The organism is Streptomyces sp. NPDC037242, from assembly GCF_055604165.1.
Genome location: NZ_JBVJUY010000006.1, coordinates 140,931 through 165,930, shown reverse-complemented (window position 1 = coordinate 165,930; position 25,000 = coordinate 140,931). Strand labels below are relative to the sequence as shown.

Below are 25,000 nucleotides of genomic sequence, written 5' to 3'. Positions count from 1 at the left end.
GCCGGGGTGGCCTCGCCACATCCCCACCGGCACCGACACGAACGACAGGCAGTCGCATGACGCAGAACACGGAAGCGGCGCCGCTCCCACGCCCCTTCGACGACTCGTTCGCGAAGGACCCGCACGCCGTTTGGGCCCAGCTGCGCCGGGCCGGGTCCGTGCACCGCGTCGCGCTGCCCGACGGCCTGGAGGTGTGGCTGGTGACCCACGAGCGGGACGTGCGCGCCGGGCTCCTCGACGCCCGCTTCTCCGTGAACAAGAGGCATTCCAGCACCGGTTTCAGCGGCTTCTCCCTGCCCCCCGCGCTCGACAGGAACCTCCTGAACGTCGACCCGGACGATCACCTGCGGCTGCGCCGCCTGGTCGCGAAGGGATTCACCCCCCGGCACGTCGACATGCTGCGGGAGAGCATCCAGGCGGCCGTCGACGGCCTGATCGACGGGGTCCTGGAGCAGATCCAGGCGTCCGGCGAGGCGGACCTGGTGGCCGCATTCGCCAAGCCGCTGCCCCTGCGGGTCGTCGGAGCGCTGCTGGACGTACCTGCCGCGGGCCAGGACCGGTTCGCCGGCTGGGTGGCCGGCATGCTCGCCCCCCGCTCGCGGGAGGAACTGGTGGCGGCGATCGGCGCAATCCACCGCTTCCTCATCGACCTCGTCGCGGAGCGGCGCGTACGGCCCGGTGAGGACATGCTGTCCGGCCTGATCGCGGCACGCGACGAGGAGGACCGGCTCAGCGAGGACGAGCTCGTCTCGCTCGCCTTCCTGATCCTGATGGCGGGGAGCGAGAACGTCCAGCACGTCATCGGCAACGGGATGCTCGCGCTGCTCACGCACCCCGAACAGCTCGCCGCCCTGCGGGCGGACCGCGGGCTGCTGCCGGAGGCCGTCGAGGAACTCCTGCGGTACGCGCAGCCCGTCCAGACGGCGATCCGCCGCTTCCCGACCGAGCCGGTCGACATCGCGGGCCGGCGCATCCCGGCCGGAGAGACGGTGCTCTTCAGCCTCGCCTCGGCCCACCGCGATCCGGCCCGCTACCCGGAGGCCGGGCACTTCGACATCCACCGGGCGGACAAGGCCCACCTCGCCCTCGGACACGGCATGCACTACTGCCTGGGCGCGCCCCTGGCCCGGCTCGAACTCACCCTCGCGCTGGGCACGCTCCTGGACCGCCTGCCCGGGCTCCGGCTCGCGCGCCCGGCCGAGGAGCTCGCCTGGGGCACCACGTTCCGCTCGCACGCCGTACGCGCCCTTCCCGTCGCGGCGGACGTCGTGGCGTGAGCGGGAGGCGAAGGCCCCGCGCCACCCCCGGCTGGGGCCCGTGTGACGATGACCCTCGGCACACCGCACTTCATGGGGGGACCATGCACACCCGCACCACCACCGCCGCGACCGGCTTCGTTGCCGCACTGGCGGCGCTGCTCGCCCTGACCGGCTGCTCCGCACCGGGCGAGAAGCACCCCGCAGCGGTGAGCCCCGCGGCCTCATCCGCCCCCACGCAGAGCAGCGGGACCGCCTCAGGCTCCGGCTCCGGCTCCGGCTCCGGCTCCGGCTCCGGCTACGAGGGGCCCCGGCCGCAGGACCAGAACCTCCTCGCGTGGACCGGTGACCCCAACGACGCGGGACACGTCACCGCCCAGTCGGCCTCCGGGGTCGGCGGGCGGGTCACCCTCGTACGGATCGTCCTGCGCGAGCAGATCACCTGGTCGAACATCTGGCTGGGCCTCGCCGGCATCGACCCCAATGCCCAGCTCGCCAACTGCTACCTCGGCGTGTACGACGCCAACGGCAACCGGGTCGCGGTCACCGCCGACATCTCGCCCCAGCTCATGACCGACGCCATCGCCAAACCCCTGCCCCTCGCCAAGCCGTTCACGGCGGCCCCCGGAACCTACTTCATCGCCCTCCTGCTCAACGGCAATTGGGCCACCAACGCCCTCACCCTGAAGTCCACGGGGGCCGGCATCTCGGTCAATGCCGGCCTGACGCCGCCCAAACTCCGCTACAGCACCGTCCTGACGGGCCAGACCTCGCTGCCGGCCACCGTGAACCTCGCCGACCAGTCCACCAGCACCATCAACACCGGCTGGGCCAGCCAGTGGTACGCGATCTCCTGACGCGGCGCACAGAGGTCACTAGATGAGTCATTCCGAAGTGACCAGTGGTCGTAGGCGATCAGGGACCGTGTGATTGGCTGTCCGGTCTTGTGGTTGTGCCAGATTGCTGCGGCCAGCGCGAGGACGCGTTGGGCGACGCGGACGGCGACGCCCTCAAAGCTCCGGCCGCCGTGTTGTTCCAGGTCGAGCTGGCCTTTGAGGGTGTCGTTCACCGACTCGATCAGTTGCCGCACCGATTTCAGCAGTGACTCGCCCTTGCGGCGCTTCTCCCGCTTGAACGAGGGCCGCAGCAGCTCTGCCCCGCGCGTGGCCAGATCGGTCTCGAATTCCTTGGAGGCGAAGCCCTTCCGTACTCACCAGCAGGCCGGGGCGGTCGGTGACTGTGTCCGGCTCACGATCCAACATCGCCGTCAGCACCTCGCGCTCGTCCAGCTTCGGGTTCGCAAGGGACCACAAGATCGGCATACCGGTTGGGGTGCACACCAGGCATAGCCGCAGGCCCCAGAAGAATCGGGAATGGCTGGCGCAGTACCCGTATCCGGCCCAGCCGGCCAGGTCCGACCGCTTCACGGTGGGGCGTGACCGGCCGCACTCGACCGGGGTGGAGTCGATGATCCAGTGGTTGTCGAACCAGAAGTCGGTGTCCGTCGCAAGGAGCCGTACAGCCCGCTTGACCAGCGACAGCGCAGCCCGCAGCCGCTTGTTCCAGCCCGGCTGCTTCGGCACGAAGGGGAACATCTTGCCGAGGCGGGAGTGGACGAACCGCAGCCACCGGGTGTCAGTGATCTCGTCGTCGATCTTCACATACAGTGCGGTGAGCAGGGCGTCCAGGTCATTCGTCACAGAACGATCTTGGCCGCCCTGTCTGTCTCTCCGGCCGCCGGCAGGGGGCTGCCCGATTGCCCGGCTTCACGCTTGAGCAGGCCGACAAGACACGGGAGACCGGACGCCACCTCATGCCCAGTACCGGACCTCCCGGTCCGCGCTGTGGCCAAGAGCGCCCAGGGCAGCGCGAAGATCTCAGACTTCCGCCGTCTGCTGCCCGCCGTTGTCGAAGGCTGCGACAACCTGGCCGTCTGCGCGTCCCGGTCCCGGTCCCGGCCCGATATTGCCCGACCCCCGTGCCGTGTTCATGCCATCGATGTCATAATCGGACGTTGTGTGGACAACGCTTGCGCCGCTCATCGGCGTCCTGCTCGGCGGGCTCATGTCGATGCTGGCCCAACGCTCGGCAGGACGCGCCTTGGAACGCGGCGAGGCGCGCCGCAGTGTCCGTGAACTTGCCGAGGCGCGCCGCAACGAGCGTCTCACGCACCTCATCGCATTTCTGTCTGCGGTGCAGGAAGCAGAACGAGTCGCGGTGGACCGGTATCACCACAACCTGGCTGACGAGCAGTGGCAGGCCCGGGCAAGGCAGGTCCTTGACAGGGTGTGGGTGACGCAGAAGACGATCCACGTACTGTGCGCGTCCGAGGTCAGCGAAGCGGCACGCAACCTCGCGTGGGCAGTACAGGAGGTGATCAGGAAGGGCCCCGAAGACTCGGGAGAGCCACAGGATGAGAAGGTCTGGGCGCACATCCATCCGAGCCGACAGGCATTCCTTGATCTCGTGCGCGACCAGCTAAGTTGAAGCCCCGGGGAGGGATTCGGCAGCTGCCGTGAGCGGCCCGGGAAAAGCAGCACGCTCCGGCCTCCATTGTGCGGCGAGCGTCATCTACTTCGCCGGCTTCTCGAGGGACGCAAAGCCCGCCTCGGCGCAGGCAGCATGCATGTCCACAGGCCAGCAGCACGCCATCGAATGGCCCCCTGGCCCATCGGCAAGCTGAGCACGATCACTTCGGAATGACTCGTCTAGAGGTAACTTGATGGCATCCCAGGAGCGTTGGCGGAGGTAGCAGGCCCGTGACAGCAGACCCCGAACCCATCGGCTACACCGGGGGCACGTTCACCCATGACGGGGCCACCCGCCGGGTGCTGCGCCGCGGCACCGGCCCCGCGGTGATCGTCATCGCGGAGATCCCGGGCATCACCCCCAAGGTCCTGGAGTTCGCCGACAGGGTGGCCGCGGCAGGCTGTACGGCCGTCCTCCCCGTTCTCTTCGGCGAACCCGGCCGGGATGCCGATCCCAAGACCCGCGGCTGGCCGAGCGCCGGGCGCTACCTGGCGTCGTCGCTGTGGCAGGTGTGCGTGAGCCGCGAGTTCACGCTGCTGGCCACCGGGCGGACCTCGCGCGTCGTGGGGTGGCTGCGTGCCCTGGCCGCCGCCGAGCACGAGCGCTGCGGCGGCCCCGGGGTCGGCGCCGTCGGCATGTGCCTGACCGGCGGGTTCGCGCTGGCCATGGCCACGGACGAGCGCCTCCTCGCCCCCGTGCTGGCCCAGCCGTCGATGCCGCTGGCCTGCACCGCGAGCCGCGCGCGCAGCATCGACATCAGCCCCGCGGACCTCGCGGTCGTCCGCCGGCGCTGCGAACGCGACGGACTCCAGGTCCTGGGGATGCGGTTCCGCAGTGACCGGCTCGTACCCGGTGACCGGTTCGCGTACTTGCGGCGCGAGCTCGGCGACGCCTTCGTCGCCATCGAGCTGGACGACAGCGCGGCGAACCCCGACAGCGCCCTCGCGCCGCACTCCGTACTGACCGAGCACCTCATCGACGAACCAGGACAGCCCACACGGCAAGCCCTGGACACGGTCCTCGACCTGTTCCGCACCCGACTCCTCGGGGAGCCGTCCGGCGGCTAGGCCCCCGCGGCGTCCAGACGGGCGAGGTGCTCCGGCGAGAGTGCGCAGTCCAGGGCGGGCAGCGAGGACTCGTACTGGTCCAGGGTGCGCGGGCCGATCAGCGGTACGGCCCGGGGCGAGGTCTGGTGCAGCAGCCAGGCCAGTACGAGCTGGTTGGGGGTCACCCCCAGTTCGGCGGCGATCTCGCCGAGCACGCTCAGCCGGGCTTCCGCGTCGGGCCCCGCGTACCGCTCCATCATCCAGTGCCCGCGGCGCTTGGCCGCGTCGTCGTAGATGCCCCGGAGGATGGGCGAGTACGCGACGAGGGTCAGGTCGTCGTGCGTGCGCAGGTAGTCCAGTTGCTCGTGGTCCACGACCGAGACCGAATCCAGGCCCGGGCGGGGGCGCAGGTACGAGTGCTGCTGCTGGAGGGCGACGGGGGCGGGCCAGCCGTACCGCTCGCACAGGGCCCGGATGCGCTCCATGCGCCAGGTGCGGACGTTGGACCAACCGATGTGGCGGGCCTTGCCGCAACGGACGATGTCGGCGAGGGCCTCCAGGGTCTCCTCCAGCGGCGTGGCGCGGTCGTCCACGTGGACGTAGTAGAGGTCGACGTGGTCGGTGCCCAGTCGGCGCAGGCTGTCGTCGATCGATGCGTGCAGCGTCTTCGCGCCGGCGCCGTCGAACCGGGCCCTGGCCCAGTCCGCCCCGCCTCCCTCGGCCCGCGCCTCGTCCGGGTTCACGACGAGCGCGGCCCCCTTGGTGGCCAGGAACACCTGGTCGCGCCGCCCGGAGCGGGCCATCCAGCGGCCGAGCAGTTCCTCGCTCTCGCCTCCGTGGCTGCCGGGGCGGTCCCACCAGCAGTAGCAGTTGGCAGTGTCGAGGAAGGTGCCACCCGCCTCGGTGAAGCGGTCGAGCATGGCGACCGATGTCGTCTCGTCCGTCGTCGTCCCCATCAGCATGCAGCCCAGCCCGACCTGGCTGACGAGCTCACCGGTACGCCCCAGTTCGACGCTTCTCACAGGAATCCCCCTCACGGTCCGCGTGGTCCCGCGGACAGCCGATGTGTTGACGGCCCAGAGGCTAGGTGTTGAAGTGCACGCGAAGGCAAGACCGCGCCGAGGCATGCCCGATGGAGCGGCGGTCCGACTCCGGGTGGACGATCACCGGCCGGGTCGCTTCTGTACGATGGCCGGGCTGTCGGGGCGATGGGGGACCAATTGCTTTTCGAACGGTTGGGCGCGGAGTGGGCGCACCACTTGACGCCCCGGGCTGTCGCCCCGGGCCGGGTGGCCGAGGAGACCGTCCAGGGCGCACTCGATGCCTTGGCGCAGGGGGAGTTGGCCGCATTCCTGGATCACGAGCGCCAGGAGGAGCTGCTCCAGGACCTGCCCGGACTGATCGACCGCGGGCGCGCTGACGTCCTGTCGGGCAGCCGGGAGACCGAGCACATCGGGCGAATGCTCATCGCCCTCGGCGCCCACTCGACCGAGGGCCTGGCGGCGGGGCACTTCCTCATCGGGTACGCCCTCCGGTTCGACCGGAAGGACGGCCGACGGCAGTTCGAACAGGCCCGACTCGCCTACCGCGACCTGGGCTCACGCACCCTGGAGTGCCTGTCGGCCCTGGCCGCCGCGGCCGCCAGGGCGGAGTCGCGAGCGGGCGACGCCTCCGACGGCGAACTCTCGGCGGCGTTCGAGAGTTTCGACGCTCTGGAAGTGGTGGACGGGGACTGCGCACGGCGATTGGCCCCGTACATCGCCCGGTTCCGGACACTGCTGCGGCTCACCCGTGAACTGGCCGAGGGAGCTGCGCCGGTCGCCGAGCTGCCCGGTGTCACCGGCGACGAACTCAACACGCTCAGAACCGCCATGGTCTCCGCCAGGCACACGCCGGAGCGGCTAGCGCCCATCGCGAGGTGGATTCAGGCCCTGCGCGGTCTACCGGCCGACTCAACCGAGGAACTGGACGGCATGGCTGCGATGTTGGGCGAGTTCCATCACTGGGAGCCCCGCATCCACCTGCTCCGGGACATGATCGCGCACGGTGACCGCCGGCCCGAGACCGTGACGCAGCTCGCCCTCTCCTTGCTCGACGCCGGCAACTGGAGCGAGGCGAAGGCACTCCTGACGGCGCGCATCGGCGACCGGCCGGGACCGGAACACCTCGAACTGGTGAAGTTCCTGGTGATGTGCTGCTTACGCACCTCCGATCCGGACGCCGCCGCCTGGGCGACGACGCTGGAGGCACTCGGCGGCGAGCTCCCCGCGTCCATGATGCCGCCGCCGTCACAGGTCCAGGAGTTGGCGGTCCGGGCGGCGGGGCCCCCTTTGCTCGCCCGGTACGAGAACGGCAGTCTGACGATCGATCCGAGCCTCGGCACTCTGGGGCCGGAGGCGATGGCCGCGCACATGCGGGCGGCGATGATCATCGGCCTCGGCCCCGTGGACGGGGCGCGGCTGCGCGACGACGTCGCCGCGAAGGAACCGGGCCTCTTCCCCAAAGTCGTCGAGCTGCTACCACCGCACCTGCGGCCGCAGTCCTCGGCCGACCGGCACCTCGCGATGGCCGAGGAGCACTTCACGAACAGTGAGTTCCGAAAAGCCGTCGCCGAGTACCGCAAGGCGATCGAGGCCGATCCGAAGCTGGAATACGCCCACCTCGGTCTGGGCGACGCCTATTACATGCTGGGGGACTTCCACCTGGCTGCGGCGCACTTCACCGAGTCCATCGCCATCAGGCCGACCCCGCAGGCGTACCGCTTCCTCGGAGACGCGCTCCTCAAGGGCCAGGGCGATCGCCGACGGGCCAGGCAGTGCTACGAGCAGGCCCTCGCGCTGGACCCCGCATACGGCGGGGCCAGGGAGGCACTCGCGCAGCTGACCGGCGACTCCCGCGAAGGCCCCGCCGGTGGCCGCTGACTCCGTCGGGGACACGCTCCTGCGCAAGTACCGCAGCGATCCGCATCATGCGGGGTTCTTCGCGGGCGGGTTGGAGGCCAGGCCGGAGGCCTGGGGGCCGTGGCTCGACGCGACCGAACCGGACTGCCGGGAACCGGTCATCATCGCGGCTCAGGGGTTGTCGATCTGCTACCGCGACCGGGACCGGAACATCGACGCCGCGCTGTTCTGGGCCGAGACCCACCTCCGGCTGACCCGGACGCTGCCGACGTGGTTCGCTCCGGGCCACAGCCGCGTGGGCCTGGGCAGGGACCACTACGTCGGCGCGGCCCTCATGGGGCTCGCCAAGGTGGAGACGATGCGGGGCGCCGTCGAGCGCGCCTACGACCTGCTCCGGGAGGCGGAGCGGCACTTCGACGCCGAGCGGGAAGTCCGCGCCCGGGACAGGGCCACAGGGCGTCCCGCCGCGCAGCGGCTCCTCGGGATCGGCGACGGCCGCGAACAGCTCTACCGGACCCTGTCCAGGGCCGCGTGGCTGGTGGGGGACAAGGGGGAGGCGAGGCGCTACCACCTCCTCGCCATAGATCACCGCGACGACGACCCGACCGTCTACGACGAGATCGACGACCTCCTCCTGCGAGGCGAGTTCCACCTGGACATGGACCGGCCCGACGCGGCGTTGCGCCACTTCCAGCAGGCGCTCGCCCTCGCCGAGAGCGAAGAGGTGCAGCACCTGCCCGCCCAGGTCGCGAGCAACGCCCACCGGCGCATGGCGGAGGCCTACGGCAGGCTGGGGACGCCCCGGACCGCGCTGGCCATGCTGGACAAGGCCAGAACCCTGATGGCGGACAGCGGAAAACAGAGCTTCCTCGCCCTGATCGAGGTCTCGGCCGCACAGGTCCTGCGCCGCAGTCCCCGGCTGGGCGACCCCCTGGACCACCTGCTGCGGGCCGTGGAGTACTACAGCCTGCCGGCCGCGCCGGGCGACCCGCACACGTGGGTGGCCGTGGACGGGCGCCGGCTGCGCGTCGCGGACTTCAACGCCGCCTGGCCGGTCGTCCTGGATGCGGCGGGGATCCTGGAGGAACGCGGGCAGCTCTCCGACGCCTGCGAGCTGCTCCACCTGGCGACCGGTATCGCCGAGGAGGTGCGCAGCGGGGCCGTCGACGAGACGTCACGGATCGCCGTACAGGAGCAGCGCAGCGAGGCGCTCCTGGCCCTCGCCCGCAATCAGCTGGCCCTCGCCCGGGACTCGGGCGCGCCGGACCTCGCCGACGCGGCCTGGAAGACCGTGGAGACGCTGCGCGCGCGTACCTTCCTGGACATGGTCGGGGACGCGGCCCTGACTCCGCCCGCGGACGTCCCCGCCGACCTCGCCGAGCGCGAGGCCGCCCTGCTCGCCCAACGGCGCGGTCTGCGCGCCACGGCCAGGGGCGAGGCCGAGTTCTGGTCGTCGCACCGGTCCGTGGAACGGCAACTGGCCGAGGTGTGGCGGACGATGGCCGCCCTGTCGCCGGCCGGCGCCGAGTACGCGGCCGTCCGGCAGGCGCGGCCGCTCGCCCATGCGGAGGTCGCCGAGCGGTTGCGTACGCGGCCTGCGGCATCGGGCGGCCGGGTCGTCGCGGTCAATCTGCTGTTCCCCGACGACGAGCACCTCGTCTTCCTCGCGGCGGACGGCACCGGCCGCCACGTACGCGTCGCCGGCTCACGGGTCGACCGCAGGCGGCTGGCCAGGTTCGCCGCCGCGAACTTCGGCTCGGCCTCCCGGGTCCGCGAGCTCGCTGCGGACCTGGAGGACCTCTTCCACCACGAGCTGTCCGAGGTCGTCGCACCCCTGGCGGACCTCTGCGAGCCGGGGGACACCCTGGTCGTGTGCCCCGCAGGGCCGGTGCACAACCTCCCGCTCGGTGCGGTGCGACTGGGGCAGGACGTACTGCTGGCCCGCAACCCGCTCGTGATCAGCCCGAGCGCGTCCGTGCTGCGCTCGCGGGCCGTCGCGGAAGGCAGGCGCGGCGGGCAGGTGCGCGCGGTGTTCGGCGACCCGACCGGAGACCTGGCCGGGGCCCGGAGCGAGGCGCGCGAGCTGGCCCAGCGGTGGGGCGCGGCGGCCCGCATCGGCGAGCGGGCCACGGCCGACGCGCTGCTCGAAGCACTCGGCTCGGCCGGGACGGTCCACGTCGCGGCGCACGCGGCCTTCACCGCCGAGGATCCGCTGGCCTCGGGCATCCGGATGGCCGACCGTGTGCTGACGGCGCGGGAGATCCTCGGCGTACGGGCCACGGACCTCGACCTGGTGACGCTGTCGGCCTGCGAGAGCGGCGTCTACCACGCGGGCCTCTCGGAGGATCCGATGGGGCTGCCGCGCGCCCTGCTGTTCGCCGGGGCCGGCTCCGTGCTGGTCAGTCTGTGGAAGGTCCCGGACAGCGCCGCGTACCGCTTCATGACGCACTTCTACACCGGGCTCGAAAGCACCGGGTCGAAGGCAGCGGCCCTGCGGTCCGCCGCGCTGGCGGTCCGCGAGGAGGACGGGCGGCTCGACCGCTGGGCCGCCTTCGTCCTGGCCGGCTCCCGGCTCTGACGACGCACGATCTGCCGCACGGTCCGACGTACGAGGGAAACGGGAAGAGCACACGTGGACGATGACGATTTCACCCTGGTCGAAGAGTTCGCGCTCGACGTGGACGAACAGGAGGACGCACGGTCCGAGTACACCGCCGCGGACGAGCGGACCCTGCGGCTGCTGGGGCACGACAACCGCATCGGGGTCGCGGTACGGACACCGGCGCCCGCCGACCCGCCCGGCCCCGGCCGCGCCGCCTATGACATCGGCCTGATGCTCGTGGTGCACGCCCACCCCGAATGCCGGTTCGTCTGGTCGCGGCTCGTCGTCGATCTGACGGCCACCCCGGGCGCGGTCATCCACGACATGTCCCCCGACCAGGTCGAGGACACCGCGGTCGAGGTGGAGACGCGGGTCGGTGCGGGGCTGAGCTTCGCCACCGTGTTCAGCGCCGTCGACATCTCGGCGACGCCGGAGGTGACCCGCAGGCGGACCGTCCACTTCCCGACCGTGACCGCGTCCGGGACCGGCTTCCACAAGGCGTACTGGGACTTCGCCGCGAAGGGGGGCAGCTATCTGCACTCCAACCGGGAACTGCGTCTCCTGGTGAGCGTGCCCGCCGGGGCGCCGGTCGTGGCGTCCTTCGGGGTACGGGCGCGCCTGCGCATGCCGGGGCTGAAGAACCTCGTACCCGTCCGCAAGAAGGGCGGCCTGGACTCCACCGTGGTCCTCGTTCCCGGGACGGACGCCTAGGGCAGGCGGCCCGTCCAGGTGTGGCCGTCGTACACCGCCAGGCCCGGGGAGATCTCGAAGGTCAGCTCCTGCGCGCCCGGGCCGGTGCGGAAGCCGAAGGCGGCCGTCGCGGTGGCGCCCGGGGCCAGGGTCCCGTCGAACGGGCGGGGCAGGGCCTGGTCGTGGATCTGCCAGAGGCGGTCCGAGCCCAGGTCGTCGGTCGCGGTCGGCACGGCGGAGCGCAGGTCCAGGGTTTCCGCGGAGCGGTTGACGATGACCACGGTCAGGCTGACCCCGGGCGGCAGCGGCCGGATCTCGGTCGGGGCATCGACGGGCTGGTGGCGGGCGAGGTCCCGCACCGTCACCTCGACGCCGTTGCCGTACGTGAAGGTCGCGCCGAACGGGGAGGCGCCGGCCGCGGCCGGGAGCGACGGGGAGGATTCCGGGACCGGGCGCTTCGCACCGGCGGGCGGGCCCTCCACGGGGGCGGATTCCCGGCGGCCGGACCCCTCCCAGTCCGACACCGCCGCCAGCCCACGGACGAGGCCCACGGCCGACAGGGTCAGCGCGAGGATTCCGACGGCCGTGGCGACCATCGCCGGTGCTCGGCTCGGTGCGTCGTGCCAGGACCGCTCCAAGGCCCGGCCTCCGAGGGCGGTGGCCGCCAGGCCCAGCGGGAAGCCCACCCAGAACAGCATCGTTTCCACGCCGGCGAGGGAGCCGAGGACGCCCAGGACCAGGGCCAGTGACGCGTCGGCGTCGATCCACCGCGCCGACGCCGGCGGCTGGGGCTGCGGCTCGGGATCGTGGTCCGCGGGCCAGGCCGTCTTGTCGACGGACGGCGGGGCGAAGGGGTCCGGGGTCTTGCTCATCTTGGCGGGAAGCCCTCCGTGGGTGCGTGCTCTGATCGGTCCTGGTCCGCCGGTGGAGTGTCGCAGATGAACCCGCGCAGTTGTTCGGCCAGGCCCTGGGCGTTGTCCAGCGGGACCAGGGTCCCCGCTCCGGGGATCTCCACGTATCGCCCCCGGGGCAGCAGGTCGGCGAGCCGGCGTCCGGTCCGCGCGGGCATCATCCGGTCCTCCGCGCCCCGGGCCACCAGGGCGGGCCGGTCGAACCCGCGCAGTCGTTCGGCCGCGCGGAGGCAGGTGTCCTTCTCGGTGGCCGTCAGGAAGCGGGCCAGATCCCTGCGGATGGCCCGGTCCGTGGGCAGTGGCCCGTACCAGTGGCGTACGCGCTCGTACGGGATCCCGCGCGCCGTCATACCGCCGAGCGAGCTGCGCATCGCCGCGAGGAACGGCACGCGGAAGGACTGGAGCAGCAGGAACAGACCGCCGGGCAGCCGGTTGGCGGCCACGAGTGTGCGGCCCTGGATCCCGGGCGGATAGTTCTCCACTGCCTCGCAGGAGGTGAGCACCAGGCGTGCGATGCGCTCGTCGTGCACGCCGACCATCAACTGAGCGGTTCCCGCGTCGTTCTGAATCACCGTCACCTGCCGCAGGTCCAGGCGTTCCATGTATTGGCCAGCAGGTTCGCGACGCCCTGGGCCGACAGGTCGGCGTCCGGCCGCATCGGCCGACGGTGGCTGCCGAGCGGGAGGGTCGGGACCACCACGCGGTAGGTAGTCGTCGCGCAGGAGGGCCACGAGTTCGTCCCAGACCGTTCCGTCGAAGGCGAGCCCGTGGACGAGCACGATGGTCTCCCCCGCGCCCCCGGTCGTTCCCGTATCGGTGTGGTCAATGCCTCCGGCACTCAACTCGACTTCCGGCACGCGCCCTCCCCCGGCAGGTACTTGATAGATCGATCTAGTGAGAAGCTGGTCCACATGAGAGTCACCGGCGATACAAAGGCGCGGATCGTGACGGCCGCCACGGAGCTGTTCCGGCGGCAGGGCTACGCCGCCACGGGCATGAAGCAGATCGTCACAGCGGCCGGGGCGCCGTACGGCTCGGCGTACCACTTCTTCCCCGGCGGCAAGGCGCAGCTGGGCGAGGAGGTCGTGCGCACCTCGGGAGCCGCCCATCTGGAGCTCATCGGGCAGCTCTTCGCGGACCCCGCCGCCGATCCGGCGCTCGCGACCGCCGCGGCGTTCGAGGGGGCCGCCGAGACGCTCCGGGAGCTGGAGTTCACCGACCCGTGCCCGGTCGCCACCGTGGCCCTGGAGGTCGCCAGTACGCACGAGGGGCTGCGCCTCGCCACGGCGGAGGTCTTCGCCGCCTGGACCGACGCACTGGCCGCCTTCTACACGGGTGCGGGCATGGCCGCGGAAACGGCCCGGGCCACTGCGAGTTCCGTGATCGCACTGCTGGAGGGCGCCTTCATGCTGGCCCGCGCGGCGCACGACACGACCCCGGTACGCACCGCCGCCCGCGCCGCGGCGGCCATCGTCCGCGACGCGCTGACGGCCGGCTGAGTCAGGGGCCGGGCCGGCCCGCCGCCCCTACGGACAGTGCGTCGCGGGCCGCGTCGATGCCGTGGATCAGGTCCAGGTGGTAGGCCTCGTGCGCGGCGAAGTCCCGGGCCATGTCGACGTACACACCGTCGGGGAGCGTCGACTCGGCCGCGGAGAGGTCACTGCTCAGCGTCCTCAGCTGCACGATCACCCGCTCGGCGTCGAAGGCGCAGCGGCTCAGCGCCTCGGCCAGTGCGGAGCCCTCGCCGCGCCGCGGGGAGAGCGCCTGGAGGGCCAGGTCCAGGGACCGCCGCCGGAACTCGCCCAGTGCCAGGGCCAGGTCGATGCCGTCGTGGGCGATCTCGTTCGTGTGGGGGTCGTCGCGTTCCAGGCTCGACGCCAGGTGCTGCGCCCGGCGTACGGGGTCGGAGCGGGTCACGGCGCCGAACAGCGGAGCGGCGCACGCGAGGTCCCGGGCCAGGGCGCGGGCGAAGGCGCGGGCGTCGACCGCCGTGAAGTCGCGGCCGGAGTTCGGGAAGCCCGACCGTTCGGCGTCGCGCCGGAAGCGGTCCGTGTGGAAGGCGAACAGCGCACCGAGGCGGACGGCCGCCAGCTCCGCCACGGGAAAGCGCGCCCGCTCCACCATGCGGTACGGGATGTCGCGCGCGGCCAGGCCTGCGGCGTAGGCCCGTAGTCCCGAGCCCGGCGCGTCGACCCCGCCGGGGCGCGGGGCGGCGGGTTCGGGAGCCCCGTACGGCGGGACCGGGAGCCGGGAGCCGATGGCGCCGCTCAGCTGGGCCAGGCCCGCCTCCACGTCCAGGACGGGTTCCAGCGCGGCTGCCAACTCGGCCCGCAGGGTGCCGAGCCGGGCGTCCAGCGCGCCCCGCGAGGCCACCCCGAGCAACTCGCCGGCGTGGCGCAGGGTCCGGTGGACCTCGTGTGCGGGCAGGGTCAGTTCGTAGCCGATCTCGCCCGGGGGGACGGACTCCATCGTCAGGGCGACCACCCGCCGTTGCCGCGGGTCGAGTTCGGCCAGTGGCGCGAGCGCGGCGGCGATCCGCTCCGGCGCGGGTCCGCACGCGCCCCGCGCGTTCAGCAAGGGGCTCTCCGGCGCGCCGGGCCCCCGCGAGCCGCCGGCGGCGGCGACCCGGTACGTCCACGTCCGCAGCTCCGGAACGCGTCCCGTCCAGCAGCGGGCGGCGGCCATCGCGTCCTGGGCGGCGCAGGCGGCGGCCGCCGGCCCGGCGCCCCGCACGCACAGGAACGCGACCAGTGGGGCGGCCCGAGCCCGGTAGAAGCCCGCGAACTCCGCACCCGGACCCGGACCCTGCCCCCGACCCCGCGTCGTCATCTCGGGCATCGCCACCGACCTCCCCCATCGCCAACACCCCGACCGGCCAACGGATGCGGCTCACGGTAGCCGCCTTCGACCCTCGGCACGACGAAGACGAAGCGGCCCCCTGCGCTCCGGGCACGCGCCGCCGGACATCCGGGTGCACCGACGACCCGCCCCGGACGACCTGCTCGTCGAGCTCAACGGCGCGGCCGACCAGCAGAGGATCATCGCACTCCTGCGGAGGTACCGAGCTCTGAAACGCTGAAGGGCGGCGTACTGCACGTTGCCGCACTCCTGCGCAATGCTGCGTGCTTCGGCCTGGTTTCGAGCATCTCTTGACATGCCTTCAGCGCTGCGCTGCACTTGTGCCCCCTTAGGGGGTGTCTGGCCCCCACTCATGACTCGGGGACACTCCATGCGCCTGCTGAGATTCCTGCTCGCCACCGCCTGCGCGGTGTCCGCGCTCGCCTTACCTTCCGTCACCCCGGCCGAGGCGGCCGCCGGCCCGCCGCAGACCGTTCCGGCGCTGCGCCAATGGACCGCCGGCTCCGGCACGTACACCTTCTCCGACACGAGCCGTATCGTCATCGACCCCGCCCACGCCGCCCAGCTCGGCGACGAGGCCGCCACGTTCGCCGAGGACCTGGGCGCCCTGACCGGGCGCAGCGTGGCCGTCGTCACCGGAAGCGCCTCGGCCGGCGACATCGGGCTCGGGCTCGGCGAGACCACCCTGCCCGCCGAGGGCTACCGGATGACCGTCGCGGCATCCCTCACCGTCCGGGCGGGCACCGACGCCGGCGCCTTCTACGGCACCCGCACCGTCCTGCAACTGCTGCGCCAGTCAGCCTCGGTGCCGGCCGGCACGGCCGTCGACTGGCCCACCAAGTCCGAGCGCGGGCTCATGGTCGACCAGGGGCGCAAGTTCTTCACCGTCGACTGGCTCAAGCAGCACATCAAGGAGCTGGCCTACCTCAAGCTCAACTACTTCCACTTCCACCTGTCGGACACGTACGGCTTCCGCCTGGAGAGCTCCACCCACCCGGAGATCGTCTCCACCGACCACTACTCCAAGCAGGACATCGCCGACCTCGTCGCGCTCGGCAACAAGTACCACGTCACCATCGTCCCGGAGATCGACACCCCCGGGCACATGAACGCGGTCCTGGCCGCGCACCCCGAACTCAAGCTCAAGAGCAGTTCGGGCACGGTCAGCCCCGACTTCATCGACCTCTCGCTCCCCGCCTCGTACGCGCTGATCAAGGACCTGGTCAACGAGTACCTGCCGCTGTTCCCGGCCCCGTACTGGCACATCGGCGCGGACGAGTACGTCACCGACTACGGCAAGTACCCGCAGCTGCTCAGCTACGCCCGCTCCCACTACGGGGCGAACGCGACGGCCAAGGACACCTACTACGGGTTCGTCAACTGGGCGGACGACCTGGTCCGGGCGGGTGGCAAGACCACCCGGATGTGGAACGACGGCATCAAGTCCGGTGACGGGACGGTCAAACCGAACGCCGGCATCCTCGTCGAGTACTGGTACAGCTACGGGCTCACGCCCCAGCAGCTGGCCGACGCCGGCCACGTCGTCGCCAACGAGTCCTGGACGCCCACCTATTACGTGCTCGGCGGCGCGAAACCCGACACCAAGTGGATGTACGAGACCTGGACCCCGGACCGCTTCGAGGGCGGCGCCACCCTGTCCGACCCGGCGAAGAACCCCGGCTCGCTGATCCACGTCTGGTGCGACAATCCGAACGCCGAGACCGAGGCCCAGATCGCGGCCGGCATCATGTACCCGCTGCGCGCGCTGGCCCAACAGACCTGGGGTTCGCCGAAGTTGACCTCGACCTACGCCGGGTTCACTCCGATCGCGGCGGCCATCGGCCACAACCCCGCCTGGCCCGGCCTCTCGCAGCCCGGCAACCTGGCCCTGGGCCGTCCGACCACCGCCTCCAGCACCGAGACGGCGAACTTCCCGGCGGCTTCGGCCACCGACGGCGACCCCGGCACCCGGTGGTCCAGCGCCTACAGCGACCCGCAGTGGCTCCAGGTCGACCTCGGTTCCGTCCAGAGCGTCAACCGGGTGGTGCTGCGCTGGGAGGCGGCGTACGGGAAGGCCTTCCAGATCCAGCTCTCGGACGACGCCACCACCTGGCGCACCGTCCACTCCGCCACCGCCGGCGCCGGCGGAGTCCAGGACCTGACCGGCCTGACCGGATCGGGCCGCTTCATCCGCGTGTACGGCACCCAGCGCGGGACCTCGTACGGCTACTCGCTGTACGAATTCGAGGTGTACGGCGGCCAGTTGAGCGGGGTCCGGACGCTCACCGCGGGCGGCAAGGCGCTCGACGACCCCGCGAGCTCCAGCACCTCCGGCACCCAGTTGATCACCTGGACACCGCACGGCGGCCCCAACCAGCAGTGGCAGCTGGTCCTGGGCAGCGACGGCAGCCACACCATGGTCAACGGCTCCTCCAAGCTGTGCGCGGACGTCTCCGGCGGTTCGACCGCCGCGGGCGCGGCCGTGGTCCAGAGCACGTGCACGGGCAGTGACAGCCAGCGCTGGAAGATCACGGCAGTGGGCGCCGGCGGCTACTCGGTGGCGAACAAGAAGAGCTCGCTCCTGTTGACCACCGCGTCCGGCGCCGACGGAGCCCTGGTCACGCAGCAGCCGGCCAACGGCTCGACGTACCAGCAGTGGCGCATCGCCTGACCTCCCGCCCGACCTCCCGCCCGGCCTCCCGCGTGGCCGTCACTCCCCCGGTGGCGGCCAACGGGAGGCCGGCTTCCCGGAGGAGAGCTGGTCGACGACCTCGGCCAGGTCCAGGCAGGCCTGCTCGATCCTGAGCCGGATGGAGTTCTGCTCGGTGACGAGCGCCGACAGCAGCAGAGAGGTCAGGGCGGCGCTGCCGTTGAGCGCCTGGAGGTTGGCCATGCCCTCGATCAGGGTGTGGTGGAAGAAGGGGCCGCGCTGGTCGATCGCCGCCGCGTTCGCGAGCACGGACACGAGCAGCATGCACGGCGCGCTCCCCGCCGTCTGGAAGCGCAGGGCCGCCCAGATGAGGAGCGGGAAGACGAGGAAGAGGAGCGCCAGCTCGCTCCTGGTGGCCAGCAGGGTGATCGCGACGGCCGAGACGAGCAGTACGGCGGCCTCCGCCCACCGGTAGACGTCGTCGGACAGGCGGGCCCGTCGCAGGACCAGGAGCAGCGGCGTGATCACGAGCACGCCCATGGCGTCACCGGCCCACCACGTCCACCACACGGTCCAGAATCCGCCCCCCGGCAGGCTGCCGGTCAGTTCCAGCAGCCAGGCCCCGACGGTGGCACTGATCAGCATCGGCAGCAGGCCGCCCAGGAAGACCAGCGCCAGGCCGTCCCGGAGCCGGTCGAGCGCCGTGCGGAAGCCGACCGCGCGGAGCATGAGGCAGGCGCACACGGGGGCCAGCGTGTTGCCCGCGACGATCCCGAGGCCGACGGGATCCATCGGGCTGATCGACTGGATGACGAGGAAGGCGCCGATCGCGATCCCCGGCCAGACGCGGAGCCCCAGCCAGAGCAGGCAGGCGACGGCGATGCCGCTGGGCGGCCACAGGGGTGTGACGTGGGCGCCGTCGAGCACGACCTGCTGGAGCAGTCCGATCCGTCCGCCCGCGAAGTAGCCGGCGGCGACGGCAAGGATCCAAAGCCCTGTGAGGCACAGATGTCGGAAGCCCTCGGTGCGCATGACCTCATCAGACGACAATCCGCACCCGTCACGGGTGCGTGACACGCGTTACGCCGCACTCCGCGTCACCCGCGGCGGACCGGGAAACGCCTCGTGGCGCAGGACGAGCACCGCGGCGTCGTCCTCGTGGCCGGTGGAGTCGGCGACCTTCATCACCTCGGCCGCGAGGTCCCCGGGGTCGGCGGCGGCCCCCGCCCGGACCGCCTCGGCCACGCGCTCCAGACCGGCTTCGATCGGAAACCTCGGGCCTTCGACCACCCCGTCGGTGACCAGGATGAACGAGCCCTCGGCCGTCAGCCTGCGCCTGGTCACGGGGTAGCGCGATCCCGGAAGCATGCCGAGCGGCAGGCCGCCCTCGTCCTCCACCACGCCGTACTGGCCGTCGGTCGTGGCCCACACCCCCGGTACGTGGCCGGCGCGGGCGCTCTGGATCTCCCAGGTCTCGGGGTCGAACCGGACGAAGGTGCAGGTCGCGAAGAGGTCGCAGTCCACGGAGAGGAGGAGGTCGTTGGCCCGGCTGAGCACCTCGCCCGGGTCGGCGGCGGCCGCGGCGACCGCCCGTACGGCGATCCGTACCTGCCCCATGAAGGCGGCTGCCTCCACATCGTGGCCCTCCACGTCGCCTATGGAGAAGCCCAGGGCCCCCTCGGGCAGCTGGAAGCCGTCGTACCAGTCGCCGCCGATGCTCAGGCCGTGACGGGCGGGCGCGTACCGGGCCGCGGTGCGCAGTCCGGGCAGGGCCGGCAGCGTTTTGGGCAGGATCTCGCGCTGCAACGCCTCGGCCAGCTCGACCCGGGCCTGCTGGAGCTCGGCCCCTTCCCTGGCCTGGGCGGTGAGCCGCCCGAGCCTGGTCAGCAAATCGTCCGCGGTCGCCGACCGCGCGGACCTGTGGGGGGTCATGGACGGCTCCGGGGTACTGCCGCTGCTGGGCTCTGGCGCACACGCACGCCCAGTGTATTTCGGCGGCCCGGTGATCACATCAGGAGCGCGGTGCGGTCAGTCCAGGTCGAGGTAGTACGCACCCGCCTTGGCGTCGGCGAAGAGCGTGAACTGGACCTCGGGTCCGCCGTGGGCGGCTTCCTCGTCGGAGGGGTCCAGCTCCACCGGTTCCGCGTTGACCAGGACGAACTCTCCGTACCCGGCGAAGTCGCCGGGACCGTCCGCGACGCCGATGTGGATCGGGGTCTCGTCGGGGAGACCGGAGAGGGCGTCGCGCAGTTTCGCCGCGGTCCACACCTCGGGGGTGTGCTCGAACGTGTCAGCCATGAGCCGAGGCTAGAGCGCCCGGACGGCTACCGGACCGCGCCGCGCCGAATCGAGCCAAATGATGCCAGAGCGAACCAAAGGTGCCGGCGGTGCGTCCTGATTTCCATACGGACCTCGGCAGGAGAGCAGCCGAAGATCATCGGAAGGGGAGATCGCATCGTGGAGACCTCAGGAGCCCGGCCGTCCCGCCGTGTCGTACTCGCGGCGGGAGCCGGAGCGGCGCTGACCGGGATGTCCCTGGGCGGTACGGCGCACGCGGCGCCGGCACGGCAGGAGGGCATCCTCCGCGAGCTGCGCACGCTGGAGGCGGACCACGCGGCCCGGCTGGGCGTGTACGCCCGCGACACGGCCACCGGGCGCACCGTGCGGTACCGGGCGGACGAGCTCTTTCCGATGTGCTCGCTCTTCAAGACCCTCGCGGTCGCCGCGGTCCTGCGCGACAAGGACCGCAGCGGCGAGTTCCTGGCCAAGCGCATCCACTACACGCAGCAGGAGGTGACGGATTCCGGACACGGCCCGGTCACGGGGCTGCCCGAGAACCTGGCCGCCGGCATGACCGTCGGGGAGCTGTGCGCCGCCACGATCTGCCAGAGCGACAACGCGGCCGGGAACCTGCTGCTCCGCGAGCTGGGCGGGCCCGGCGCGATCACCGGCTTCTGCCGTTCGGTGGGGGACGGGGTCACGCGGCTCGACCGCTGGGAGCCCGCGCTGAACTCCGCGGAGCCTGACCGGGTGACGGACACCACCAGCCCGCACGCCATCGGCCGGACCTATGAGCGCCTGGCTCTCGGCAATGCGCTCGCGCCCCGGGACCGGGCGCTGCTGCGGGGGTGGCTGCTGGCCAACAAGACCAGTACGGAGCGCTTCCGCAAGGGCCTGCCGGCCGATTGGGTCCTGGCGGACAAGACCGGTGGCGGCAAGTACGGGACGAACAACGACACGGGCATCACCTGGCCGCCGGGCCGGGCGCCGATCGTCATGGCCGTCCTGACGACCAAGCACCGGCCCGACGCCGCCGCGGACAACGCGCTCGTCGCGAAGACCGCCGCCCTGCTGGCCGCGGCGCTCGCCTGAGGCGGGAGCCGGCCCGGGGCCTCAGGCCCCGGGCGGGCCGTCGGCGACGGGCGGCGGGGCGGCCGCCGGGTCCAGGATGCGGTTGAGGAAGTTCCTCGTCCGCTCGTGGCTCGGACGGCCGACCACCTGCGCCGCGGGCCCCTGTTCGACGATCACTCCCCCGTCCATGAACACGACCCGGTCCGCGACCTCGCGGGCGAAGCTCATCTCGTGGGTGACCACCATCATCGTCATCCCCTCGCCGGCCAGCACCCGCATCACCGACAGCACCTCACCGACGAGTTCGGGGTCGAGCGCGGAGGTCGGCTCGTCGAAGAGCATCACCTCCGGGTCCATGGACAGGGCCCGGGCGATGGCCACCCGCTGCTGCTGGCCGCCGGAGAGCTGCGCCGGATACGCCTGCGCCTTCTCGGCGAGGCCCACGCGCGCGAGGTTCCGCCGGGCGACCTCGGCGGCCCGGGTCTTGTCCCTGCCCAGCACCCGCCGCTGCGGCAGGGTGAGGTTCTCGGTGACGTTCACGTGCGGGAACAGGTTGAACTGCTGGAAGACCATGCCGATGCGGCGGCGTACGGCGTCGATGTCGACGTCGAGGTCGGTGACCTCCGTACCGCCGACGAAGACTTGGCCCTCGGTGGGTTCCTCCAGCAGGTTCACACAGCGCAGCAGCGTCGATTTGCCCGAGCCGGAGGGCCCGATGACGCACACCACCTCGCCGCGGGCGATGTCCAGGTCGATGCCCCGCAGGACGTGGTTGTCCCCGAAGGACTTGTGCAGGCCCCGGATCTCGATCTCCGGGCGGTCGGTGGCCGTCGTCTCCAGCGGTCCTGTCTTCTGTGGCATCTCGTCCTCACGTGGCCTTGTCCGCGCGGGCCTCTAGACGGCGCACCACGAAGCTCAGGGGCACGGTCACGAGGAGGTAGCACAAGCCCGCGACGAGGATCGGGGTGGAGTTGGCGGTCTGGCTGGCGAGGTCCCGGCCGAACTTGGTCAGTTCGCGCTCCTCCAGCGTCACTCCCAGGAAGAGCACCAGGGAGGAGTCCTTGAACAGCAGGACCAGTTCGTTGGTGAGCGGTGGGATGACGATGCGGAACGCCTGCGGGATGATCACCGACACCATGGCGCGGCCGTGCGAGAAGCCCAGCGAACGCGCGCCCTCCATCTGGCCCTTGGGGACCGCCTGGATGCCGGCCCGAATCGTTTCAGCCATGTACGCGGCGGCGACCAGGCCGAGGCCGAGCGCGACCTTCCCGTACGTGCCCCCGGGGATCTCCGTACCGGGGAACGCGAGCGGCACGGCCACGCCCACGAAGATGAAGATGAGCAGGGCGGGCAGGCCCCGGAACAGTTCGATGTAGACGCCGGCGACCCACCGGTAGGGAGCCACCGACGACAGCCGCATCATGGCGATGACCAGGCCCAGCACCAGGCCGAAGACGAACCCCGAGAGCGTGTACACGACGGTGTTGCGCAGGGCGAGGGTGATGATCTCCGGGAAGAGCCGCAGGGCCAGGTCCTTCTGCGCGAACTGGTTCTGCAGCCGGTCCCAGTCGGCGAGGACGCCCAGTACGACCAGCGCGGCCGCGAAGACCGCGTACTGGACGCCCTGCCAGACACGGCGCCGCTGCCGCCGGGTCAGCCGAGAGGTCACGAGGCGGCCTGGGGCAGCGGGCCGATCCACTGCTCGTAGATCTTCTTGTAGGTGCCGTCGGCCTTGGCGTCGGTGATCGCCTTGTCGATCGCGGCGCGCAGGGCGGTGTTGCCCTTCTTCACCGAGAAGCCGTACTGCTCACCGGTGTCGATGCTCTGCCCGAGGGCGAATTCAGCGGCGTTCTTCTGGTCCTTGAGCCAGCCCTGGACGACCGGGTAGTCGATGACGACCGCGTCGACCTGACCGGTGCGCAGACCGTTGAGGACGGCGTCCGAGCTCTCGAAGGCGACGGGGTTGAAGCCCTGGGCCTTGGCGTAGCTCTCGCCGGTGGTCTCGGCCTGGGCGCCGAGCTTCTTGTTCTTCGCCTTGACGTCGGCGAGCGAGGTGATGCCGCTCTTCTTGGTCGCGAGGAGCGCCTGGGTGGCGTCGAAGTAGGGGATGGAGAAGTCGACGTTCTTCTTGCGCTCGTCGGTGATCGTCATGCCGGCCGCGGCGAGGTCGCACTCGCCGGAGTTCAGGAAGGCGCCGGTCTTGAAGTTCTCGAAGGGCGTGTCGAGGATCTTCTGCTCGACCTTGAGGTTCTTCGCGACCAGGTCGATCAGGGCCACGTCGAAGCCGACGACCTTGCCGTCCTGCTCGAACTGGAAGGGCGGGTAGGGCAGATGGGTGCAGGTGGTCAGCTTGCCCTTCTCCACGACGGGTACGCCGCCGGCCGCCTCCCCCTTCCCGGCGCCGCCGGAGGAACAGCCCGCGGCGAGGAGCACTCCCGCGGCTGCCGCGGCACCGGCCGCGGCGCGGATGCGGGTGCGGCCGCGGGGGGTGCTGCGGTGACTGCGGTGTCCTTCGGCCGTCCTGAACACGGGTGACCTCCACTGGGGCAGGATGGGCGGCGGTCGCAGGACGTGACCGTCCGCCGAGATCGTAAGCCACCGGGTGCGCCGGGTGGGGGAGCGTTGGCCATGCGGCGTCTCAATTGGCCGGTCCGCACCGCCGCCGGTAGTAGGAATAGGTCAGGGCGAGCACCAGCGGGCCCCACAGGACGAACAGACCGCTCACCGTCGCGGCCAGCGCGCGCCACCAGCCGTTGGTGTACCCGACGTCCGAGAACCCGGCGATGCCGAGGATGCTGAGCACCCAGTCGACGGCCAGCAGGGTCAAGGCGAGCCCGGCGACGGTCGCGGGCACGATCACGGCGGCCGGCGGGATGCGCCGGCCGCCGAACACAGGGACGGCGTCGGGCACGACCTCGCCCCACCGTCTCACCAGGCCGGAGCAGAGCAGTCCGAACGCCTCGGACAGGAGGCTCAGCGTGAGGACGTAGGGCACCGTCAACCACAGCGGCTGCGGTGCGCGGGGGACGTCCATCCCCATGAGGAAGCCGAATCCGATGGGCAGCCGCCACAGGCACACCGGGAGGCCGATCAGGGGGATGAGGCGGGCGACCGTCACGGCCCAGCGCGGGACGGGCCGCGCGGTCTGCGTGCGTGCCGTTGCCGTTGCCTTCGCCGTTGCCGTGGCCCTGGCCGTCGCCGTGGTCTTCGCCGGGTGCATCTCGTTGATCGCCATGCGACAAGCCTGTCCGGCTGCCCGCGGTCGGGGATCATGCACGGGCGTGATCCGTATCCCCCGCTCGGGGGAGACGGGGTTCCCGCGGGGCGTCCGGCTCGTTGGGCTCCGTATGGAGAAGACAGGAAACGTTTCTGCCGAGGCCGAGGCCGCACCGGGCCCGCCGGCACCGGGCCCGCCGGCACCGGGCCCGCCGGCACCGGGCCCGCCGCAGCAGGCGTCCGACTCGCCGATCTACGACGCCCTCGCGCACCTGTGGGCCCAGCAGGGCCGGGAGCCTCCCGGGCCCCCTCGACAGCAGTCAGTCCCGGCGGAAGACCTCTTCCACCGGGACTGAGTCAGCGCTGGGGCCGGGGCACCCGGCCCCGGCCGGACCGGCCGCCGCGAGGCCGCGCCTCACCCGAGTCGGGCGAGGAAACGGTTCTGCGCCCATCGGACGGACGCGGCGGGCCGGCCTGGGGTTACGCGGGGGTGATGTTCTCCGCCTGCGGGCCCTTCTGGCCCTGCGTGATGTCGAACGTCACGGCCTGGCCCTCCTGGAGCTCGCGGTACCCGGTGGCGTTGATCGCCGAGTAGTGCGCGAACACATCCGGGCCGCCGCCGTCCTGGGCGATGAAGCCGAAGCCCTTTTCCGCGTTGAACCACTTCACAGTTCCCGTAGCCATGTTCATGCCTTCCAGTCGATGAAAGCCCCCAGCACTGCGCGGGAGGCAGAGGTGATCGCCTTGGTCCAACGGCACAACACAGCAAGACTGCCCGCACCGAGAAGACGCGGGCAGAAGGCACTTCGAACCACGACAGCTACCGTCACGCTACACGGGCGACACGCACCGTCACCAGAGGAAAAGATCACCCAAAACGTCGCGGATATTCGGCCGAGGCACCCCGCGGGCCCGCTCCGCGGCCTTCCCCGGCGGTGCCCGGGCGTCCGGGGGCCGTGGGGGGCGTACGGAGGGACGATGGGAGGTGGC

Annotated in this window: 22 protein-coding genes and 1 pseudogene; 10 read left to right on the top strand and 13 right to left on the bottom strand. The window is 71.6% G+C overall.

The features are described from left to right. The first annotated feature begins 56 nt into the window (after nt 1-56). Nucleotides 57-1,277: a cytochrome P450 family protein gene (locus ACZ7GJ_RS10155; RefSeq protein WP_470750687.1), complete on the top strand. Its 1,221-nt coding sequence runs from the start codon at nt 57-59 to the stop codon at nt 1,275-1,277. Between the two features lie 83 nt (nt 1,278-1,360). After that, nucleotides 1,361-2,113 (top strand): hypothetical protein, encoded by a 753-nt coding sequence (locus ACZ7GJ_RS10150; protein ID WP_470750686.1) that lies wholly within the window; start codon nt 1,361-1,363, stop codon nt 2,111-2,113. Nucleotides 2,114-2,157: 44 nt separating this feature from the next. Here the strand turns inward: ACZ7GJ_RS10150 and ACZ7GJ_RS10145 are convergent. Then, nucleotides 2,158-2,956, bottom strand: a pseudogene (locus ACZ7GJ_RS10145) (IS982 family transposase); the annotation flags it as partial. A 316-nt stretch (nt 2,957-3,272) separates the two neighbouring features. Here ACZ7GJ_RS10145 and ACZ7GJ_RS10140 point away from each other — a divergent pair. After that, nucleotides 3,273-3,743 (top strand): hypothetical protein, encoded by a 471-nt coding sequence (locus ACZ7GJ_RS10140; RefSeq protein WP_470750685.1) that lies wholly within the window; start codon nt 3,273-3,275, stop codon nt 3,741-3,743. A 272-nt stretch (nt 3,744-4,015) separates the two neighbouring features. Beyond that, nucleotides 4,016-4,852, top strand: coding sequence for a dienelactone hydrolase family protein (locus ACZ7GJ_RS10135; RefSeq protein WP_470750684.1), 837 nt, complete (start codon nt 4,016-4,018; stop codon nt 4,850-4,852). Here the strand turns inward: ACZ7GJ_RS10135 and ACZ7GJ_RS10130 are convergent. Next, entirely contained in the window at nt 4,849-5,853 is a 1,005-nt protein-coding gene (locus ACZ7GJ_RS10130; RefSeq protein ID WP_470750683.1) for an aldo/keto reductase, read from the bottom strand. The two genes, ACZ7GJ_RS10135 and ACZ7GJ_RS10130, sit on opposite strands and share 4 nt — an antisense overlap. 237 nt (nt 5,854-6,090) lie before the next feature. Between ACZ7GJ_RS10130 and ACZ7GJ_RS10125 the strand changes: the two genes are divergently transcribed. Genes ACZ7GJ_RS10125 through ACZ7GJ_RS10115 form a run of 3 tightly spaced genes read left to right on the top strand, consistent with a single transcriptional unit; the run spans nt 6,091 to nt 11,044 of the window. After that, nucleotides 6,091-7,752, top strand: a complete 1,662-nt coding sequence (locus ACZ7GJ_RS10125; RefSeq protein WP_470750682.1) for a tetratricopeptide repeat protein — start codon at nt 6,091-6,093, stop codon at nt 7,750-7,752. After that, nucleotides 7,742-10,309: a CHAT domain-containing protein gene (locus ACZ7GJ_RS10120; RefSeq protein ID WP_470750681.1), complete on the top strand. Its 2,568-nt coding sequence runs from the start codon at nt 7,742-7,744 to the stop codon at nt 10,307-10,309. Before ACZ7GJ_RS10125 ends, ACZ7GJ_RS10120 begins: the two co-directional genes overlap by 11 nt. Nucleotides 10,310-10,363: 54 nt before the next feature. After that, nucleotides 10,364-11,044, top strand: coding sequence for a hypothetical protein (locus ACZ7GJ_RS10115; protein WP_470750680.1), 681 nt, complete (start codon nt 10,364-10,366; stop codon nt 11,042-11,044). On the opposite strand, the gene ACZ7GJ_RS10110 is transcribed toward ACZ7GJ_RS10115, so the two are convergent. Both ACZ7GJ_RS10110 and ACZ7GJ_RS10105 read right to left on the bottom strand, forming a co-directional pair. Next, on the bottom strand, nt 11,041-11,895 hold the full coding sequence (locus ACZ7GJ_RS10110) for a hypothetical protein (protein WP_470750679.1): 855 nt from the start codon (nt 11,893-11,895) through the stop codon (nt 11,041-11,043). The two genes, ACZ7GJ_RS10115 and ACZ7GJ_RS10110, sit on opposite strands and share 4 nt — an antisense overlap. Next, nucleotides 11,892-12,665 (bottom strand): alpha/beta fold hydrolase, encoded by a 774-nt coding sequence (locus tag ACZ7GJ_RS10105; protein WP_470750792.1) that lies wholly within the window; start codon nt 12,663-12,665, stop codon nt 11,892-11,894. Before ACZ7GJ_RS10105 ends, ACZ7GJ_RS10110 begins: the two co-directional genes overlap by 4 nt. A gap of 213 nt (nt 12,666-12,878) precedes the next feature. Here ACZ7GJ_RS10105 and ACZ7GJ_RS10100 point away from each other — a divergent pair, with 213 nt between their 5' ends. Further along, entirely contained in the window at nt 12,879-13,433 is a 555-nt protein-coding gene (locus tag ACZ7GJ_RS10100) for a TetR/AcrR family transcriptional regulator (RefSeq protein ID WP_470750678.1), read from the top strand. Nucleotide 13,434: 1 nt separating this feature from the next. Here ACZ7GJ_RS10100 and ACZ7GJ_RS10095 read toward each other — a convergent pair whose 3' ends face one another. Continuing rightward, complete coding sequence (locus ACZ7GJ_RS10095) at nt 13,435-14,772, bottom strand: hypothetical protein (RefSeq protein WP_470750677.1); 1,338 nt, start codon at nt 14,770-14,772, stop codon at nt 13,435-13,437. A gap of 391 nt (nt 14,773-15,163) precedes the next feature. Between ACZ7GJ_RS10095 and ACZ7GJ_RS10090 the strand changes: the two genes are divergently transcribed. Then, nucleotides 15,164-17,464, top strand: a complete 2,301-nt coding sequence (locus ACZ7GJ_RS10090; protein WP_470750676.1) for a family 20 glycosylhydrolase — start codon at nt 15,164-15,166, stop codon at nt 17,462-17,464. Between the two features lie 39 nt (nt 17,465-17,503). On the opposite strand, the gene ACZ7GJ_RS10085 is transcribed toward ACZ7GJ_RS10090, so the two are convergent. The 3 genes from ACZ7GJ_RS10085 to ACZ7GJ_RS10075 form a co-directional block, all read right to left on the bottom strand. Then, the gene (locus ACZ7GJ_RS10085; RefSeq protein ID WP_470750675.1) at nt 17,504-18,475 is read right to left on the bottom strand and encodes an MASE1 domain-containing protein; all 972 of its coding nucleotides are present in this window, start codon (nt 18,473-18,475) and stop codon (nt 17,504-17,506) included. A gap of 48 nt (nt 18,476-18,523) precedes the next feature. Beyond that, nucleotides 18,524-19,375, bottom strand: a complete 852-nt coding sequence (locus ACZ7GJ_RS10080) for a PP2C family protein-serine/threonine phosphatase (protein ID WP_470750674.1) — start codon at nt 19,373-19,375, stop codon at nt 18,524-18,526. Nucleotides 19,376-19,471: 96 nt separating this feature from the next. Beyond that, the gene (locus ACZ7GJ_RS10075; protein WP_365917116.1) at nt 19,472-19,741 is read right to left on the bottom strand and encodes a DUF6225 family protein; all 270 of its coding nucleotides are present in this window, start codon (nt 19,739-19,741) and stop codon (nt 19,472-19,474) included. Nucleotides 19,742-19,900: 159 nt separating this feature from the next. Between ACZ7GJ_RS10075 and bla the strand changes: the two genes are divergently transcribed. Next, entirely contained in the window at nt 19,901-20,815 is a 915-nt protein-coding gene (gene bla, locus ACZ7GJ_RS10070; protein ID WP_470750673.1) for a class A beta-lactamase, read from the top strand. 21 nt (nt 20,816-20,836) lie between these two features. On the opposite strand, the gene ACZ7GJ_RS10065 is transcribed toward bla, so the two are convergent. From ACZ7GJ_RS10065 to ACZ7GJ_RS10045, 5 genes are all read right to left on the bottom strand, one after another. Next, nucleotides 20,837-21,655 (bottom strand): amino acid ABC transporter ATP-binding protein, encoded by an 819-nt coding sequence (locus ACZ7GJ_RS10065; protein ID WP_470750672.1) that lies wholly within the window; start codon nt 21,653-21,655, stop codon nt 20,837-20,839. Nucleotides 21,656-21,662: 7 nt separating this feature from the next. After that, the gene (locus tag ACZ7GJ_RS10060; RefSeq protein WP_470750671.1) at nt 21,663-22,463 is read right to left on the bottom strand and encodes an amino acid ABC transporter permease; all 801 of its coding nucleotides are present in this window, start codon (nt 22,461-22,463) and stop codon (nt 21,663-21,665) included. Beyond that, nucleotides 22,460-23,323, bottom strand: coding sequence for an ABC transporter substrate-binding protein (locus ACZ7GJ_RS10055; protein ID WP_470750670.1), 864 nt, complete (start codon nt 23,321-23,323; stop codon nt 22,460-22,462). Before ACZ7GJ_RS10055 ends, ACZ7GJ_RS10060 begins: the two co-directional genes overlap by 4 nt. A gap of 109 nt (nt 23,324-23,432) precedes the next feature. Then, on the bottom strand, nt 23,433-24,029 hold the full coding sequence (locus tag ACZ7GJ_RS10050) for a hypothetical protein (RefSeq protein ID WP_470750669.1): 597 nt from the start codon (nt 24,027-24,029) through the stop codon (nt 23,433-23,435). 461 nt (nt 24,030-24,490) lie between these two features. Beyond that, a complete protein-coding gene (locus ACZ7GJ_RS10045; protein WP_150521945.1) occupies nt 24,491-24,694 on the bottom strand; it encodes a cold-shock protein in 204 nt (67 codons plus the stop codon). Nucleotides 24,695-25,000: the final 306 nt, after the last annotated feature.

Bases quoted from the DNA above. Each gene is read 5' to 3' on its own strand.
- ACZ7GJ_RS10075 (WP_365917116.1), bottom strand. From the start codon at position 19,741: ATGGCTGACACGTTCGAGCACACCCCCGAGGTGTGGACCGCGGCGAAA.
- ACZ7GJ_RS10065 (WP_470750672.1), bottom strand. From the start codon at position 21,655: ATGCCACAGAAGACAGGACCGCTGGAGACGACGGCCACCGACCGCCCG.
- ACZ7GJ_RS10080 (WP_470750674.1), bottom strand. From the start codon at position 19,375: ATGACCCCCCACAGGTCCGCGCGGTCGGCGACCGCGGACGATTTGCTG.
- ACZ7GJ_RS10090 (WP_470750676.1), top strand. From the start codon at position 15,164: ATGCGCCTGCTGAGATTCCTGCTCGCCACCGCCTGCGCGGTGTCCGCG.
- ACZ7GJ_RS10050 (WP_470750669.1), bottom strand. From the start codon at position 24,029: ATGGCGATCAACGAGATGCACCCGGCGAAGACCACGGCGACGGCCAGG.
- ACZ7GJ_RS10150 (WP_470750686.1), top strand. From the start codon at position 1,361: ATGCACACCCGCACCACCACCGCCGCGACCGGCTTCGTTGCCGCACTG.
- ACZ7GJ_RS10095 (WP_470750677.1), bottom strand. From the start codon at position 14,772: ATGCCCGAGATGACGACGCGGGGTCGGGGGCAGGGTCCGGGTCCGGGT.
- ACZ7GJ_RS10110 (WP_470750679.1), bottom strand. From the start codon at position 11,895: ATGAGCAAGACCCCGGACCCCTTCGCCCCGCCGTCCGTCGACAAGACG.
- ACZ7GJ_RS10085 (WP_470750675.1), bottom strand. From the start codon at position 18,475: ATGCGCACCGAGGGCTTCCGACATCTGTGCCTCACAGGGCTTTGGATC.
- ACZ7GJ_RS10045 (WP_150521945.1), bottom strand. From the start codon at position 24,694: ATGGCTACGGGAACTGTGAAGTGGTTCAACGCGGAAAAGGGCTTCGGC.
- ACZ7GJ_RS10155 (WP_470750687.1), top strand. From the start codon at position 57: ATGACGCAGAACACGGAAGCGGCGCCGCTCCCACGCCCCTTCGACGAC.